The organism is Bradyrhizobium sp. sBnM-33 (genome assembly GCF_032917945.1).
In the GTDB taxonomy this organism is placed as follows: Bacteria; Pseudomonadota; Alphaproteobacteria; order Rhizobiales; family Xanthobacteraceae; genus Bradyrhizobium.
The window spans coordinates 4,788,906-4,805,143 of the sequence record NZ_CP136624.1; the positions used below are offsets into that span (position 1 = coordinate 4,788,906).

Annotated in this window: 11 protein-coding genes and 3 pseudogenes; 5 read left to right on the forward strand and 9 right to left on the reverse strand. The window is 58.5% G+C overall.

The window, feature by feature from the left end; all coding sequences use genetic code 11:
- The first annotated feature begins 399 nt into the window (after nucleotides 1-399).
- The gene (locus RX328_RS22250) at nucleotides 400-636 is read left to right on the forward strand and encodes a DUF6894 family protein (protein ID WP_213255662.1); all 237 of its coding nucleotides are present in this window, start codon (nucleotides 400-402) and stop codon (nucleotides 634-636) included.
- Between the two features lie 145 nt (nucleotides 637-781).
- Here the strand turns inward: RX328_RS22250 and RX328_RS22255 are convergent, their stop codons facing one another.
- The gene (locus tag RX328_RS22255) at nucleotides 782-1,507 is read right to left on the reverse strand and encodes a LuxR C-terminal-related transcriptional regulator (protein ID WP_213255660.1); all 726 of its coding nucleotides are present in this window, start codon (nucleotides 1,505-1,507) and stop codon (nucleotides 782-784) included.
- 392 nt (nucleotides 1,508-1,899) lie between these two features.
- Here RX328_RS22255 and RX328_RS22260 point away from each other — a divergent pair, with 392 nt between their 5' ends.
- Together RX328_RS22260 and RX328_RS22265 are read left to right on the forward strand one after the other, a co-directional pair.
- Entirely contained in the window at nucleotides 1,900-2,682 is a 783-nt protein-coding gene (locus RX328_RS22260) for a LuxR C-terminal-related transcriptional regulator (RefSeq protein ID WP_213255658.1), read from the forward strand.
- A 628-nt stretch (nucleotides 2,683-3,310) separates the two neighbouring features.
- Nucleotides 3,311-4,075, forward strand: a pseudogene (locus tag RX328_RS22265) (transposase); the annotation flags it as partial.
- Here RX328_RS22265 and RX328_RS22270 read toward each other — a convergent pair.
- From RX328_RS22270 to RX328_RS22295, 5 genes and pseudogenes are all read right to left on the reverse strand, one after another.
- Nucleotides 3,984-4,880 (reverse strand): response regulator transcription factor, encoded by an 897-nt coding sequence (locus tag RX328_RS22270; protein WP_213255654.1) that lies wholly within the window; start codon nucleotides 4,878-4,880, stop codon nucleotides 3,984-3,986. The pseudogene RX328_RS22265 and the gene RX328_RS22270 overlap by 92 nt on opposite strands.
- Nucleotides 4,881-5,874: 994 nt before the next feature.
- A pseudogene (locus RX328_RS22275) lies at nucleotides 5,875-6,111 on the reverse strand (IS66 family transposase); the annotation flags it as partial.
- A 167-nt stretch (nucleotides 6,112-6,278) separates the two neighbouring features.
- On the reverse strand, nucleotides 6,279-7,982 hold the full coding sequence (locus tag RX328_RS22280) for a Calx-beta domain-containing protein (RefSeq protein ID WP_213255652.1): 1,704 nt from the start codon (nucleotides 7,980-7,982) through the stop codon (nucleotides 6,279-6,281).
- 169 nt (nucleotides 7,983-8,151) lie between these two features.
- The gene (locus tag RX328_RS43780) at nucleotides 8,152-8,670 is read right to left on the reverse strand and encodes a Calx-beta domain-containing protein (RefSeq protein ID WP_410734068.1); all 519 of its coding nucleotides are present in this window, start codon (nucleotides 8,668-8,670) and stop codon (nucleotides 8,152-8,154) included.
- The gene (locus tag RX328_RS22295) at nucleotides 8,637-9,578 is read right to left on the reverse strand and encodes a calcium-binding protein (protein WP_213255646.1); all 942 of its coding nucleotides are present in this window, start codon (nucleotides 9,576-9,578) and stop codon (nucleotides 8,637-8,639) included. Before RX328_RS22295 ends, RX328_RS43780 begins: the two co-directional genes overlap by 34 nt.
- Nucleotides 9,579-10,494: 916 nt before the next feature.
- Here RX328_RS22295 and RX328_RS22300 point away from each other — a divergent pair.
- Together RX328_RS22300 and RX328_RS22305 are read left to right on the forward strand one after the other, a co-directional pair.
- Entirely contained in the window at nucleotides 10,495-11,862 is a 1,368-nt protein-coding gene (locus tag RX328_RS22300) for a UDP-glucose dehydrogenase family protein (protein WP_213255644.1), read from the forward strand.
- Between the two features lie 125 nt (nucleotides 11,863-11,987).
- Nucleotides 11,988-12,977, forward strand: a pseudogene (locus tag RX328_RS22305) (NAD-dependent epimerase/dehydratase family protein).
- A gap of 369 nt (nucleotides 12,978-13,346) precedes the next feature.
- Here the strand turns inward: RX328_RS22305 and RX328_RS22310 are convergent.
- The 3 genes from RX328_RS22310 to RX328_RS22320 are packed head-to-tail and all read right to left on the reverse strand — an operon-like array spanning nucleotide 13,347 to nucleotide 16,203.
- On the reverse strand, nucleotides 13,347-14,375 hold the full coding sequence (locus tag RX328_RS22310) for an SDR family NAD(P)-dependent oxidoreductase (RefSeq protein ID WP_213255642.1): 1,029 nt from the start codon (nucleotides 14,373-14,375) through the stop codon (nucleotides 13,347-13,349).
- Nucleotides 14,372-15,010 (reverse strand): sugar transferase, encoded by a 639-nt coding sequence (locus tag RX328_RS22315; protein WP_249727100.1) that lies wholly within the window; start codon nucleotides 15,008-15,010, stop codon nucleotides 14,372-14,374. The genes RX328_RS22310 and RX328_RS22315 overlap by 4 nt, the downstream gene beginning before the upstream one ends.
- Nucleotides 15,011-15,066: 56 nt before the next feature.
- Nucleotides 15,067-16,203, reverse strand: coding sequence for a DegT/DnrJ/EryC1/StrS family aminotransferase (locus RX328_RS22320; protein WP_213255638.1), 1,137 nt, complete (start codon nucleotides 16,201-16,203; stop codon nucleotides 15,067-15,069).
- Nucleotides 16,204-16,238 lie beyond the last annotated feature (35 nt).

Genomic DNA, 16,238 nt, shown 5'->3' on the forward strand with positions numbered 1-16,238 from the left:
CCGATCGTTCGTTACCAGCACCGCGAGACATTCTATTATTGGTGCGCCGGTGCGGCTATTTGGCATGGGGCGCGTGGCGGCTTTCAAAGGCCAACGATTTGGCGCGACGCGGCCCCGTTGACTTCGGGCCTCGCATGGTCCGCACACTCCTGGAAAGTGATCATCGGGCGACGATCTAGTATTTCTCGCGCTCTAAATCCCACCGGCAGCCCAGGCTGCAGTTAGGGATGGGCGTTCACGTACAAGGAGTCCAACTTGGCGGTACCACTTAAGAGCTGTCGATCGCTTCCAAAGGATACTTGGTCCCTCTCAAGACAAAGGATACTTGGTCCTTCTCAAGAATTGTGTCTCGGTCTCGTCTGTGCGGATGCGGGCGCCGCGTTTCCAGAGGAGCCAGTGATGGCTCGCTACTTCTTCCATGTTAGTGACGGCACTTTGGTGTTGGATGACGTCGGAGTGGAGCTACCTGACGTCACCTCCGCGCAAACGACAGCGATCCAATTGACTGCTGAAATCCTCAAGGATGGGATGTTGGGGCCGTTGTGGAATGAGCTTTGCTGGCGAGTCGAAGTAACTGACAGCCCCCAAATAGGCGGCCAAAGGTTCTTCGTGGTCAATTTTTCAATCACGTCATAAGTGCAGCCCAAGGTCGGCCCAGCAAGGTCCTGGTCGCTCAGGTGGCTGACGTGGGTTAACCCGATTGGAGTCTAGCCACACCGAAATTCTCGCTCGGGAATTCGCGATGCTGCACCATATGAGTGGTTATTGCGCGCGGGCGATCTCATCGGTTGCGTACGGACCTGATTTTATCTGCAACAGTGGAGCGCGTTCCGGGGGAAGCTTCGAATGACGCCTCACGACGATCTTCCTGAGGTGCGTCCAGCTCGTGAATTTGTGAGATGGCGAGGGTCGCAAGCACCGTCCGATTGCTTACTTCGAGCTTCTGAAAGATATGATGAAGATGAACCTTGATTGTGCCATCAGTGACATTCAGTCGACGCGCAATTTCCTTGTTCGGTAATCCCTCAGACACTAGACGCATAATCTGACGCTCGCGGTCGGTGAGGGGGGCGTGCGTCGCTTTGGCCTTCGTGGTTTCCTGAGCTGGTTCGAGCTCATATGGAGTAGGCGGAGCCAATCTGTGATTGCTCGCAACTTGCCGTAGAATCTGCAGCAGAAGTTTGGGCTCTATATCCTTGGAGATAACACTGTAGGCCCCTCCCGAAGCCAGGCTCGCTATATCGCTGTCATGGATATAGCCGGTAAAAAACACCAACCGCGTGCGAAGCTTCTCCGCCCTGGTCACAGCGAGAATTTCTGACCCACCGATATCGGGCAAATCCACAATGGCGATCTCCGGCACGAATAACCTGATCGCTTCGATGCAGCTTGGTCCATCACCGCAGCAGGCGACTAACCTGAAATCACGTTCTGTCCCGAGTACGTCAGCCAGGCCTTGCCGAACTATGGGATGGCGATCCGCAATAACCACACGAATACAATGCATACGCCAGCTCCAAACAAACGCGTAATCAAGAACGTCATCAAACTATCACAAAATATCGCCCGTCATTGGCTTTGTTGTGCCGAGGGCAAAGATGTGGCTCCGGACCCAAAAAGCAACGTAAGGCCGTTCGCCTATGGAAACCCACGGGCTTGTTGTGGACTGCGACATTCCGTACCAAAATCCGTGCTAGGAGAAACGGTTATAGCAAATGATATATGGTGATATCGGGCATTAAAATCTAAGATATGACAAACATGCGACGAAAATTTAGCGGGAAAACGACCTTAGATTGACGGGACTGGGGGCCTAGTGCCCATCACATACTGACCATCGCTTGGAACGGCGGGTTTTCAACCGCAGCCGAACGCCTTGTTTTTTGCTCGGAGTTCATCATGAAACGGCGACGGGATTTTGCAATCATTCTTGTCGGAGAACGGGGGCTGCTTAGAGAGGGCATTGAACGAATCCTACGCTCAGCCAATTTCCGCATCAGGGCTTCGGCAGCGCCGGGTGATGATTTGATGGCTAGCCAGATTCAAGCCGACCAATTGCTTTTTCTGATCGTTCATACGGGCGATGACTTTGATGCCACCGTAGAGCAGATCGAATTTCTGAGAAACCGCCATCCCAATGCGCGAGTCGCGATTGTCGTCACCCGCTATCGGTTGGACGACATAGTGGCAGCTTTTCGCGCAGGCGTTAACGGCTATTTCGCTGACGTCACGAGCTGCGAGGTCTTTGCCAAATCGGTGGAATTGGTGATGATGGGTGAAGTCGTCTTCCCTCCAGCGTTTCTGTCATTTGCTCTTGTTGACGATCATCACGTGAGTAACCGTGCATCGAGCGTAGGCAGCGGCGGTGCGATGCTCACTGCAGGCACGATCGACCCACGGCTCTCTCCGCGTGAGAGGTCTATTATGCGCTGTTTGATCGAAGGCGATTCGAACAAATGCATCGCACGGAAAATCGAAATTGCCGAAGCTACCGTAAAGGTCCATATCAAAGCGATCCTTCGCAAGATCCAGGTTCAGAACCGGACACAAGCAGCGATCTGGGGGGTCAATCACGCGTTCTTGGCAGAGGCGCCCGACGTGCCCTCGAATGCAGGCACCAGCGGCGAACTTCCTGTTCCTCGCAATGGCGGAGAACGACAAATCAGACTTGAAAGCAAGTAACGATCGCCGGCATCTGATTCGCATGAATGGGTGCGACGACGCGAGCACCGTAGCTGCGTCGGCGCGCGCCGCAGGGCGGCTTGACGTGGAACGAGGCGCGGCGCAGCTTTATAACCTTCGCCGCATGCAACTTCCAAGGCGACAGCATTCTTACGTGCGGGCCATCGCGAAGCGCTGATCGAAGCGATTAGCCCGTGCTCATGTCGTGCCGGCCGCCTTTCAACATTTGGAGCGGCCAGTGGAGCCCGAGTGACAAATCGACCGACCGTTCTCGTGACAGCGCGGAATCTATCGGTTTGCATTGCATCAGAGCGCTAGCTTACTTACGAGATCACCTGACTACCGGGCGTTGCAGCTTCGTGGATAAAAGGAGGTTAGCGCCGGCTTGTCGCGGCACAAGATCGGCGGGCTTGAGAATGTGATCCGGACGCTGCTGCGCTCGATGCGATGCCGTATTGGCATGTAAGGAAACCGCGAGGCCGGTGTCGCGGTGAGAGCGATCCGAAAGCTAAGAAGTACTCCGCAGCTTGATCAAAGTGTCAGCGAGGAGGGGAGACCCCTTTCATATGGGGGCGCATCCTGGGCGGATTCAATCGGTCGTCGCAACACTCTAGCAAAAGAGGTTGCGATGAAGAGATACAGGCGGCGTTCGGATCGGTGTGTGCGAGCAGCTTTGAGATCGCCAGGCCGCCCCCCAGAGGCACAGCGAGAGAATTGTAGACAGTTCTGGATCGCGATTGCCTCGGGGCGCTCGAGCGAGGATGCTGCGGTTGACGCCAGGGTGTCGCCGGCGGTCGGAGTAGGCTGGTTCCGGAGGGCGGGCGGCGTGCCACCAACACATTTCTCGCAGTCGTCAAAACCTCCATCAGGGCGTTACCTTTCGTTCGCCGAACGTGAGGAGATCGCCATCTTGCGCGCGCAGGGTCAGGGAGTGCGAGTCATCGCTCGTCAGCTTGATCGCCCTCCATGCACGATCTCTCGTGAGCTCCGGCGCAATGCGGCGACCCGCAGCGGCGCTCTAGATTATCGAGCGACCACGGCACAATGGCACGCTGATCGGTCCGCCCGACGGCCAAAGCCCGCGAAGTTGGCGATTAATCCGATCCTGCGAGATTATGTGCAAGACAGGCTTGCCGGTATGATCGCGTCTCCGGACGGGGTGCCCCTCGTCGGCCCGAAGGTCGTGTGGAAGGGGCGTCGGGCTGTACATCGACAGAACAGACGTTGGGCGACGGCATGGAGCCCAGAACAGATTGCTCGCCGCATTCGGTTCGACTTCCCCGAGGATGAGACGATGCGCATCAGTCACGAGGCGATCTATCAGGCACTGTATGTGCAAGGTCGAGGAGCTTTGCGCCGCGAACTGACGGCCTGCTTGCGCACCGGGCTGGCGCGGCAGCGGCTTCCGTAACCTGCTCGGGTGAAACGTCGTCGTTTGCCGACATGAGCGGAGCTGCACTTATCGCCCAAATAGCGGCCTGCGTGCGATTGTGGACCCGAATCTTCCGGAGGATCGATTTGACATGGACCTTCGCGGTGGCCTCGGAGATGGCCAGCTTACGCGCTATGCTTTTGTTGGAATCACCCTGCATCAGACAGCGCAGGATGGATTGTTGCGGAGTTGACAGTGGCGTGAGGCTGGCCATGTCGCGCGGTACAAGTTCATTCGTTTCACCCTTGGTCCCGATCATCGAGCCAGCATCGCCATCCTTGTCGTCAGGGGCATTTATGTGGTGAGCTGCGTGGCCACTGTGGCTGGCTGCGCGGCTGCGGTCTTGCTGGTGACAAATGAAACTCAGTATTTCAGGAGGCAAAAATGTCACGCCAAGCATGACCAATTCAAGGGTCTTGATAAAAGTGTCGCACGTCGCGGCCTTGGCCAAATACGCGTTGGCACCCAGCCGAAACGCGGACATCATTGTGCGCAGCTGACGCTGATGAGCCAGCATGGCGACGCGTCCTGCCGGATACCGCTGCTTGAAGGACTTCATTTGCGCGAATGCAATATCGAAATCATCGCCGACATCGATGATGAGCAAGATGGGCTGCTGTTGAGGGAGCGAGTTCGGGATCAGGTAGTCAACGCTGGATGCCGACGCCAAAATACGAAAGCCAGCCGGACTCAAAATCCGAGCGAGGCCTTCCCTCAGCAGCGCATTTTGCCCGACAAGAACGGTAACCGTAGTTGCCCGATTCATGGTGGTCCTCGCTGATCTGGGACGGCCTATTGGCCGGCCCATGGCTATCCTGCCCCCTTGAATTCAATCGGGAAACGCCACCCGCGCTCCGATTAACCGTGTCCCCCCATGTTGCCCCGGCGATGCTAGGCCTCCCAGGCCCCGCCATGCGCCCCAAAAGAAGTTAAATGAACGCCCATCACAATCAAACGATCAAAGTGATTACCCCTTTTATGCGGGTGCACGTTGTTCTACGCTTGGCGCGAGTACGCGATTTCCGACGCCTTGATCACGCGTATCCCCGACAGGATTCAGAACCCTCACGGGGCGAACGCCCGTCGCGGCGGCGAGCCGCCCTTGGTCTTGTCCGGCTTTCCAGGTCCCCCGTTCGAACGGATAATCGGAATTTCTATGATTTCTGATAATACGGCCCGATTTTGATTCCGGAGTATCAGAGAAGGGTGGGGGCTACTGCGCCCATGACCGTTAGGTGGGACATCAATCGAATCTTTCAGGCACTCGGGCGAAACAACACTTGGATAAATGCACCCCCGCAAAAGCAGGATCCGAGCACTACGAATGCCGGCTCAAGCGTGCGTCACGGACTAGTCGGTCGCGAATGGATAATTTGGGTCGTTCAGCATGAGCGGACGTGATCAAATGGCCGAATTGGGTGCGTCTACCTCGTTATGGCTACTTCCATTGCGACATCTACAAACGGTCGATGAAAGCTTGTCATCAGAAAAATATTCATGCCTAACGCCAAACGGGTCGTCACGATATGGTCACAGGCAATTTGGGCAGCATCGCAGCAATGGGAACCGGCCATTCAATTGACCACAAACGTTTGGGTTGAACCGCTCGAACTGAACGAGGCGCGGCGGTAGCGCCGCCACGATATCAGCCTGACTCTCGATCGGGTGATTTGGATCGTCTTCCCCACTCAGAACCAGGGTAGGACATTGGATGCGAGCTAGACCGGGAAACATGTTGAACCTGTGGCTCTCACCGCCCTGGGCCGGCTCAGCGGCCGCCGAACATCCAGACGCTCCTCTTGCCATTGACGGAGCGCTCGATCTCGAACAGCGCAACGATACGGCGGATCACGTGATCGCGATCGGGGAGAGCGCTTTTTGCCGGCGGCCTTGCAGCGTGCATTCTCTCCAATATCGGCCACCGCAAAGAACGGGCGCCGCGCATGCGACCAACACGCAGCTTCGCGGATCGGTCCAGGATTGCGCCCAGCCAGATGGTTCGGACTTGATGCACTTCTAGGGATGCACGCTTCGCTATAGCCCCATCACAATCAAAGTTTTGCATCCCAGAATCTTTCGCACATTCGATTATGCAACGGTTCCGACATCTCGACCAAACTTGTCCTGCTACTTCTCACCCGGTTCAATATTTCCGAGTTGGGCTCTAAGTGACGATGAAATCGCTGGCGTGCAGGCTTATGGCAGCGACGTTTTTCAGTAGCAGGGTATCATTACTATCGAGCGTGATCAGCGTATCGCTGCCTTGCTGGGTTTCGGTCGGAAGAGCCGAGGCTGAAATATTGCTGAATTGCCTGACGTCGATCTTGTCCACGCCCGCCCCAAAGTCGGTTATCGTGTGCTGCACCGATGGCCCTGAAGAAGTCGGCGCGAACACGAACTGGTCCTGTGCGGCGTCGCCGGTAAGCACGTCCTGATTATTGGTCGCTAAAATCACGTCCTTGCCGGAGGTGCCTTGCAGTGTGATGTTGGGCCCCGACCCAGCCTGAGCGAAGACAAAGTTTTCAGCGTCAGTCGCCCCAAAATTGTCTTTGACACTAAGCGTCACCATGTCAGTCGACAGTGGCGTACCCCCCGGGTGATACGTCACGCCCGTCGCGAGGACACTGTTAATGCCCGTCAACGAACCAGAGCTCGTCGGCGGCGTTATACTGGTTCCTGACGCCGCAGCTCCGGCTGTCGCCGTAAGACCGAAGGTTTGGGATGAGGCAAGAGCATCGGAATCAGTAACCTGCACGCCCAACAGTGTCATTGATCCGTCGAGATTTTGAACGGTGGTTAAATTGTTGGTCGAGATGACCGGCGCTTGGTGGTTCCAAAAGAATGGGTCTGAAATCTCGAGCATACGGCCGTCGCTGACGTGCGAATTCCCGTAATCGGCGACAAAGAGGTTTAGCGTGCCGGGATCGTCGTTAGGGTCGCTGCTCGGCGCGAGCTCGAGGTCCTTGACGTGGGCCGATGTGTTAGTGTTGCGGAATCCTTCGAGGACGTCGAGCTTTTGCAGGATGTTGCCGCTGCGGTCGACGACCCAGATGTTCGGGCTGAAGCCGCCGCCAACATAGAAGACGTCGTGACTGGCGTCATAGGCCAGCGCCTCGGGGTCCTTGATTTCTGCCGGCAGTCGAATGACGCTATAGACTTGGGTGACCGCATCATTGGTCTCGACAATCGCGGCGCCGAAGGGTCCCCCGTTCGAGGAATTACCCGTCCCGTTAGCGATAAACAAATGGCTGTTGGTCGGATTTACGGCTACATCCTCCGGGTCAACGATGTTGACAAGGCGAGTGTCGGCCGACTGCCCGAGCTTCACCGTTGGATCGGCTGGATTGACCCAGACGATTTTCCTTTGATCGTCGTCGGAGATGTACAGACGCCCCGTGCTGGAATCGAAGGCCAGGCCCGTCGGCTCATTTGTGAAGTTCAACACGCTGAACGACTGGACGAGGGTGCCGTCGGGCTGCAGCTTCCATAGGTCCTGGGTACGGAAGAACGGGCTCTCCTCAACTTCCGAGTCACTGACGAAGAATCCCATTCCCGGGACATAGGCGATCCCAGCGGGATCGGTGCTGCCGAGCGCTGCCATGTTGGTGCTCGCGACAACGGTCGGTTCTGCGCCGCCGCCGTCGTCGTTCGTAATGGTGCCGAGGCCCTGGCCGTCGCGGATGGTGCCGCCGTTAGTCGCACCCGTCAGATTGACAAAGAATGTCTCGGTGGGCTCATAGATCGTGTCGCCCTTGATCGTCACCGAGGCCGTCTGCGTCGCCTGTCCGTCCGCGAAGCTCAAGGTGCCCGCGGTTGCCACGTAGTCGGAACCAGCCGCCGCCGTGCTGTTAGCGGTGGCGTAGTTCACGGAAAAGGCTGCGCTGCCGGTGGCTGACCGTGAAGGTGGCGACCTTGGTTCCAGAGTTGCCCTCGGTGATGATGACGTCGTTGATCGAGATGTTGCCGACGCCCCCCGGCGTCGTTGGCGATGGTGCCGAGGCCCTGAGCGTCGACAATGGTGCCGCCGTTGGTCGCGCTCAACAGATTAACGAAGAACGTCTCGTCGGCTCGATCGCCGTGTCGCCGTTGATGGTCACCGAAATGGTGTTGGTGAGATCGCCGGCGGCGAAGCTCACCGTGCCGGTCGGCTGTGCGACATAGTCGCTGCCGGCCGTCGCCGTGCCGTCCGCCGTGGCATAGTTGACGTCGAAGGCTGCGGTTCCGCCGGTCCGAGTTACTGTGAAGGTGGCAATCGAGGTCCCGGCGTTGCCCTCTGCGATCGTGACATCGCTGATCGAGATGTTGCCGACGGTGTCGTCGTTGGTGATGGTGCCGATGCCCTGGCTCTTGACGATGCTGCCGCCGTTGGTCGCGTTCGACAGGTTGACGAAAAACGTCTCATCGGGTTCGACGGTCGCGTCGCCGTTGATGGTGACCGATACGTTCTGAGACTGCGCCGCTCCGGACCCGGCGGCGAAGTTCAGCGTGTTTGAAGTCGCGACGTAGTCGGAGCCGGCGGTCGCTAACCGTTGCCCGTGGCATAGTCGACCGAGAATGCCGCGGTGCCGGTGTGGCTCACCGTGAAGGTGGCGACCTTGGTGCCGGAGTTGCCCTCGGTGATCGTGACGTCGTTGATCGAGATGTCGCCGACCACCGGGTTGCCGGTGGCGCCGGAAATCGCGAAGTTGCTGGCGCTAACGACGGCACCTGTCTGCAGCGTCGCCAGCGCAATGCCGGTGGCGGCAATGGAACCGTCCGGGTCCCACATCACGGAGCGGGTAGTGGTATTGTACAGAAACTGGCCGTGGCCGGCGACCGTGCCCTGGCTCCCGGTCACGGTGGCGAACCAGGCCGGGTCCAGGACGAGGGTACCGGAGCCATTGTCGACGAGGCCGTTGCCCTGACTCAACCCATAGTCGCTGGCAGTGATGCCGAACTTGTCCTCGGCCGCGAAATCCGTGATGGTGACGGTGTTGGCAGCGTTGGCCGGTCCGAACACGAATGTATCGGCCGCCAAGCCGCCGGTGAGTGTATCCTTGCCGCCGCCGCCGCTGATGATGTTGGCGTTCGAGTTGCCGACGATGGAGTTGACCTGGGCGTTGCCCGTGGCGCTGAGGGCGACCGCCGATTCCAGCAGCACCAGCCGCTCGAGGAATGGGCTCAGGGTATAACTGACGCTGCTGTAAACCCTGTCCTTGCCGCCGTCGTCGACGCCTTGCGTTGTCGTTTCGCTGACGACGTCGTTCACGTCGTCGACGTAGTAGTCGTCGTCGCCGGCTCCGCCGAACATGGTGTCGGCGCCGGCATCACCGCGCATGGCGTCGTTACCGGCCCCGCCAAACAGCGTATCGTTACCGGCGCCCCCATAAAGGTGATCGCGCCCGCCAAGGCCCGAGATGGTATCGCCTTCGGCTGTGCCAGTGAGATTGGGATCGTCAAGTTCTGTGCCGGTAATGTTTGCCATAATGCTGGCTCCGGGCGCAATTGGGTTTGCTGCTACACCCGCAGACGGACGATCAGGTGAGACGACAGGGATCGCCCGTTAACATGACCTATACAATCCACGCCGTCCGTAGGTAACTCCCGCTGTTGGACTACCTCGTAGTTCCGCCTGATATTGAATTGAAGGCCTTGTGGAATGCAGTCGCGTTGCGGCTCTGCCATGGCGCAAGGAGCCCCCGGCTTGTTCTTCCTCGAGAGGTGCTGGCGCCGTTCGCTGGAGCACGCTCGATAATGGAGCGCGCGGCGATTGTGTTGCCCACCTCGCAGGGCCGGAAGTCGGGGCGGCGTCAACCTAAGCGTTCACCTATGAACTGGCGCCGCTTGCTTGCCTTGCTATCGCGGCTAGGCGAAATCGGGACGTGCTTTCGGCTAACGGTGAGATTTCGCTGGTGCAGGCGCTGGCCGATATTCCCGGCTTGACTTGAGCCAGAGATCCCTAACTTTGAAGGATAGCACGTCTAACAACGCCCATTGGCCGTGGGACAAACGATCGCTCGCGCTGGAGGGCGCAGTTGAAGGAAATTACCTACATTCACGCGTGCCTCATGGGTTAACTCCGTGTGGCGTAGTGCCATAACCGAAAAACGTTCTATTCTCATGCACTGGCGGCATGGAGGATCATCAATTGGCAGAGACGAACAGTGCAGGCGGTTCGCAGAACGATTAACGTGCTGTCGAGCAAGATCGAAGAGTCCGCTAGTTGGTTGTGGCCCGCTGAACGGTAGCCTGGTCTATTTCGAAACGCCAGCAGAACGAAGCGCGACATCAAAGGAGCGGCCGATTCGAGACGTTGCACTCGCTAAATGAGTAGGCCATGCGATGTCGGCCACGACTTGGTGGCGAAGCGATCAAATTGAACCTCATGGACAGGTACTCACATGCGCATCGCGATGATTGGCACGGGCTATGTGGGGCTGGTGTCCGGCGCCTGCTTTGCCGATTTCGGCCACCAAGTCACCTGCGTGGACAAGGATGCCGGCAAGATCGAAGCCCTGCGCAGAGGCGAGACCCCGATTTTTGAGCCCGGGCTCGACGCGCTGGTGGACTCCAACGTCAAGGCTAAAAGGCTAGAGTTCACCACCGTCCTGACAGCGCCGGTGGCGGAAGCCGACGCCGTGTTCATCGCGGTCGGCACCCCATCGCGGCGTGGCGATGGCCATGCCGACCTCACTTACGTCTACAGCGCCGCGCGTGAGATCGCAGCCGCGCTGTCCGGTTTCACCGTCGTGGTGACCAAATCGACCGTGCCGGTCGGCACCGGCGACGAGGTCGAGCGGCTGATCCGCGAGGCCAACCCGTCGGCCGACGTGGTGGTCGCCTCCAATCCGGAATTTTTGCGTGAGGGCGCCGCAATCCGTGACTTCAAATTCCCGGATCGCATCGTGGTCGGGACCTCGGACGAGCGCGGGCGCAAGGTGCTCGGCGACATCTATCGGCCGCTGTCGCTCAACCAGGCGCCGCTGATGTTCACGGCGCGGCGCACCGCGGAATTGATCAAATATGCTGCCAACGCGTTTCTCGCCACCAAGATCACCTTCATCAACGAGATCGCGGATCTGTCCGAAAAGGTCGGTGCCGACGTCCAGGAAGTCGCGCGCGGCATCGGGCTCGACAACCGCATCGGCACGAAATTCCTGCACGCTGGCCCGGGCTTCGGCGGCTCCTGTTTTCCCAAGGACACCCGCGCGCTGATCAAGATCGCGCAGGACCATGACGTGCAGTTGCGCATTGTCGAAGCGGTCCTCGGCGTCAACGACAACCGCAAGCGCGCAATGGCACGCAAGGTCGTGAATCTTGCCGGCGGTTCGCTGCGCGGCAAGACCGTCGCCGTGCTCGGTCTGACCTTCAAGCCAGATACCGATGACATGCGCGAGGCGCCGTCGATTCCGCTGGTGACGGGCCTCCTTGACATGGGCGCCAAGGTGCGCGCGCACGACCCGGCCGGCATGGAACAGGCGCGCAAGGAATTGCCGGATATCGAATATTGCGACGATCCCTACGTTTGCGTCCGCGGCGCGGATGCGCTCGTGATTATCACGGAATGGGCGCAGTTTCGCGCACTCGATTTGAAACGGCTGAAGCGTGAAATGGCGAAGCCCGTCGTCGTCGATCTGCGCAACATCTATCGCCCTGAAGATATGGCAGCTCTCGGTTTCATTTATGAGGGCATTGGACGGCGACGAAGGAGCCAGGTCAACATTGTGGAGGGTGGCCGAGCTAGGATAGCATCATACAAGCGACGCTGACTTTAGCGTAGGAGGCTACCATCGTTTCCGGGTGTGCTTACGGCGTTGAGGCAACCCAAAATAACTTCTATCTTCACGTGGTAGAAGGCCGATCTGGCAGATGCCGGGCTGATCCCAAGGACACGATGTCGGATCAGGCAATATTGGTCACCGGAGCGGCGGGTTTCATCGGCTTCCACGTCGCTTGCCGGCTGCTGGCCGAAGTCCGCGCCGTGCTTGGCCTCGACAATCTCAACGACTATTACGACCCGGCGCTGAAACGGGCACGGCTGGATATCCTGCGCGCGAAGCAGGGTTTTGCATTCGAGCAGATCGATCTCGCCGATCGCGGTTCAATCGAACGCCTGTTCGAAAACACCGCTTTGCCAGGGTGGTGCATCTCGCAGCACAGGCCGGCGTGCGTTATTCGATCGATCATCCGCATGCCTATGTCGACGCCAATCTCGAAGGCTTCGTCAACGTGCTGGAGGGTTGCCGGCATCACGGATGCGGCCATTTGGTCTATGCGTCATCCTCGTCGGTCTACGGCGCCAATACGAAACTACCGTTTTCAGTGGACGACAAAGCCGACCAGCCGGTCAGCCTCTACGCCGCCACAAAGAAAGCCAATGAGCTGATTGCGCATTCCTACAGCCATCTCTATCGCCTTCCGGTCACGGGCCTGCGGTTCTTTACCATCTATGGGCCGTGGGGACGGCCCGATATGGCGATTTCCTCTTTACCAAAGCGATCGTGGAGGGCACTCCATGGCAGGATGCGGTGCGACTTTACCCCTGTCGACGATGCGGCGCGCGCCGTGTTGCAACTGGTCGACCAAGCTCCGCGCGCCGGGGCCCGGCTGCCGGGGCACCGGCACGGATTTACAATGTCGGCAACAATCATCCGGAAGAGCTGACCCATGTGGCTGCAATTCTGGAGCGGGAATTGGGCCGCGCGGCAATCAGGGAGATACTGCCGATGCAGCCCGGAGACTGACCGAGACCTTCGCCGATGTCGAAGAACTGTTGCGCGACACCGGCTTCAGGCCGCAGACCTTGATCGAGGACGGGCTTGCCGATTTTGTCGCTTGGTATCGTGACTTCTACGGGATTTCAGGATCCATCCCTTCTCCCTAACGCATGGGCTCCGGGCGAGCGTGCAAGTCATATATGTCACCAACGACAGCAAGTCCGACGCGTGATAGAAGCATCGTCAGAGAATTTGGAGCCGTCGGCGAAGCTGGTGACCATCGCAGAGTTCTGTCCCCAACGTTCGGTAAAGCCGGTTGCGTGGCCGGTTTACGCCTTTGACATTACCCATCAGGCGCGGCATCAGGCCAAGGCCCTTGATCCAGCGAAAAGGATTCCTCTGCATGCCCGGCTTGTCGCCCACATGCCCGGTGAGAATCTCGCGATGCCGGTCGGTATAGGTGGAGGATGGAGAAAGCTCGGGCCGCTAAGGCGCCACACCACACCATCGGTGGAACGCGGCCGAGCGGGGTATCGTCATGTGATGAAGTCCCGCTGCCGCCTGACTTTGCTGGCCGAGAGGCGGCCGCGCCACCAGTCAACGGTTCGTTCCAGTCCACGCCGCATTGGCACTTGCGGTGACCACCCCGTTGTCTTTACGAAGCTGGTGCAATCTGCGAGTAGCGCCCGCACTTCCGAATTTGCCGGCCGTAGACGTTTCTCGTCCTGCAGCACCGGCTTTTCGCTCGACGAAAGATCGACGATGAGATCGATCAGATCGGCGATCACGATCGCCCGCCCGCTGCCGGCGTTATATGCCTGACCAAATTCGATGCCGTCGGCCGACCCGGCGGCCATGAATGCAGCGGCGGTGTCTGTAACAAATGTGAGATCGCGCACCGTCGTCGCATCACCAACCATTATAGCAGGACAGGAGGGATCAAGCGCCTGACGTATAATACTGGCGATGATCGCTCTCTCGCTTTGCCTTGGTCCAAAGGTGTTAAATGGTCGGAGGATCACGACCGGCACGCCAAACGACCTCGCATAGGCCTCTGCCATCATGTCCGCAGCTATTTTGGAAGCCGAATAGGGCGACTGTCCCTGTAGCGGATGGGATTCATCGATCGGCATCTTCAGGGCAGTGCCGTAAACTTCGCTGGTCGAGGTGTGAACGATGCGCTCGGTTCCGTGTTGGCGCGCCGCCTCAAGCACGTGCAAGGTGCCGAGCACATTCGTCTCAACGTAGGACTGTGGCGCGGCATAGGAGTGAGGTATAGCGATCAAGGCCGCCAGATGAAAGACGATCTCGTGGGCGGGTACGAGGCGGCCAACAAAAGCAGCATCGCGGACATCCCCGCGCACGACATGGACTTGCCGTCGCACCGGCTCGGGCAGATCGTCAAGCCAGCCATGGCTATCGAAAGAATTATATTGCGCAAGAGCAGTAATCTCGGCTCCTGCCAAGACCAGCGCTTCGACCAGATGAGAGCCAATGAATCCGTCGGCTCCTGTCACAAGAACCTTTGTACCAAGGTATTTCTTTGTCGCTGGTGTCGGTGTCATGTTGTCGACTCGCTTGATCGGCCCTTTCGCGCCAATTCAATCACAGATTGCACCACGATAGCGCAGCCGGCACGAAGAACCCAGCCGATATCCGAGGCCGCGGTTCGGCGCGAGTAGTATGCCAAGTCAATTTTCGCCTTGGCGGGGAAGATGACTTCTCGATAGAAGTCCTGCACGCCAGCACCGGTCGGATAGAACTTGCTTTCGTGTCGGAAGATAACCTGACACGGTCCAAACAGACCGGGCCGGTGTTTGAGGATCTCTTCGAAGCCGTTAACGAAACAATCGGCGAATGCGAGCGTCTCCGGCCGCGGTCCAACAATGGACATGTCTCCGCGCAGAACGTTCCAGAGTTGCGGCAACTCGTCCAGCTTGACCGCAGCGAGGATGCGGCCGATCATTGTTAGTCGATCGTCATGTTCCATCGTGAGCGGGCTACCGCGGTCGTCACAATCCGCTCTAAACTTTCGGAACTTGTAGATGCGGAATGGTGTTCCATTCTGTCCGAGGCGAAGCTGCGAATACAGAATTGGCCTGCCGCTTTCGAGACAGATTGCGGCCGCGAGAATCAGGAAAACGGGCACCAGAACGAATCCCGCGATCCCGGCACACAGGATATCAACGGTGCGCCGCAAACTCAGGTCTCGGGCTGATGATCGCGTGCTAAGCTGGTCTATTATCGTGCTCATGCTTATGCCAGCGCGCTAGCAGGAACCGGCGTACCAACCGCGGTTGCCAGGGAATTGACGACATATTCGACATCGGCTGGGGTCATTCCAGGATGGAGCGGCAATGTAAGCTCGCGTTGGGCGAAATCTTCGGTATTCGGCAGAGCCGTGTCTGGATAAAGATCGCTATAGAACGTGAGGCGATGCACCGGCGGATAATGAACGGTGGTCTGAATACCACGCTCGCGCAACCGGTCGATAAGGGATTGCCGGTCGACTGCTTTCGGCACAACGATTGGCAAAAGATGGTGCGCGGAGAGCCATGAGGCGTCGAAGGGCACCATCACCGATGGACAAAGTTCGAGAATTAACTGGCGATAGCAATGCGATAAATGTCGTCTGATGTCATTCCACGCCGGTAATTTCCTCAGCTGTACGAGGCCAACTGCGGCGCGCAGCTCGTCCATGCGGTAATTAAAACCGAGGATCGTTACGTCATAATCCGGACGGCGACATGCCAGACGTTGCCGGGTGTTACTTGTCATTCCATGGGATCTGGCTCGCCTGATCGTATCGCTCAAGGCTCGGCCCCGCGTAATGATCGCCCCGCCTTCAGCGGTGGTCATGTTCTTGTTGCCGTAAAAGCTGAATGCGGCCGCATCGCCGAACGTTCCGACCGCTGGCAACCCTGGCGCATGAGCGGCATCCTCGACCAGGAGTAAGCCCTTGCTGCGAGCGAAAGCCTGCCAGGCGTCACGGTCCGCCAGGTAGCCGGCAAAATGCACGAGGATCACGGCTTTCGTTCGTGAAGTGCACTTGGCCCTGGCCTCATCCAGCGACATTAACGGGACCGCAGCCGATTCGACATCAACGAACACAGGCCGTGCCCCTACATAGAGGACGGCGTTGGCGGTTGCGACGAATGTAAGAGACGGAACGAGAACTTCATCGCCCGGCCCGATGCCGAGCGCGTGCAGGATCAGATGAAGCGCTGCCGTACAGGAGCCGACGGCGATTGAGTCTTCGGCGTCATGCATGCGGGCGAACACTTGTTCGAATTCATGCACTCGATCTCCCATCGTCACCCAGCCGCTATCGATTACAGCGGCCAGGGCGGCCTTCTCGTCTGCTCCCAGTACCGGTTCTGATACCAACAGCATATGCATGCCTTCCCGTTCGAGCTAAGCGAAATGTG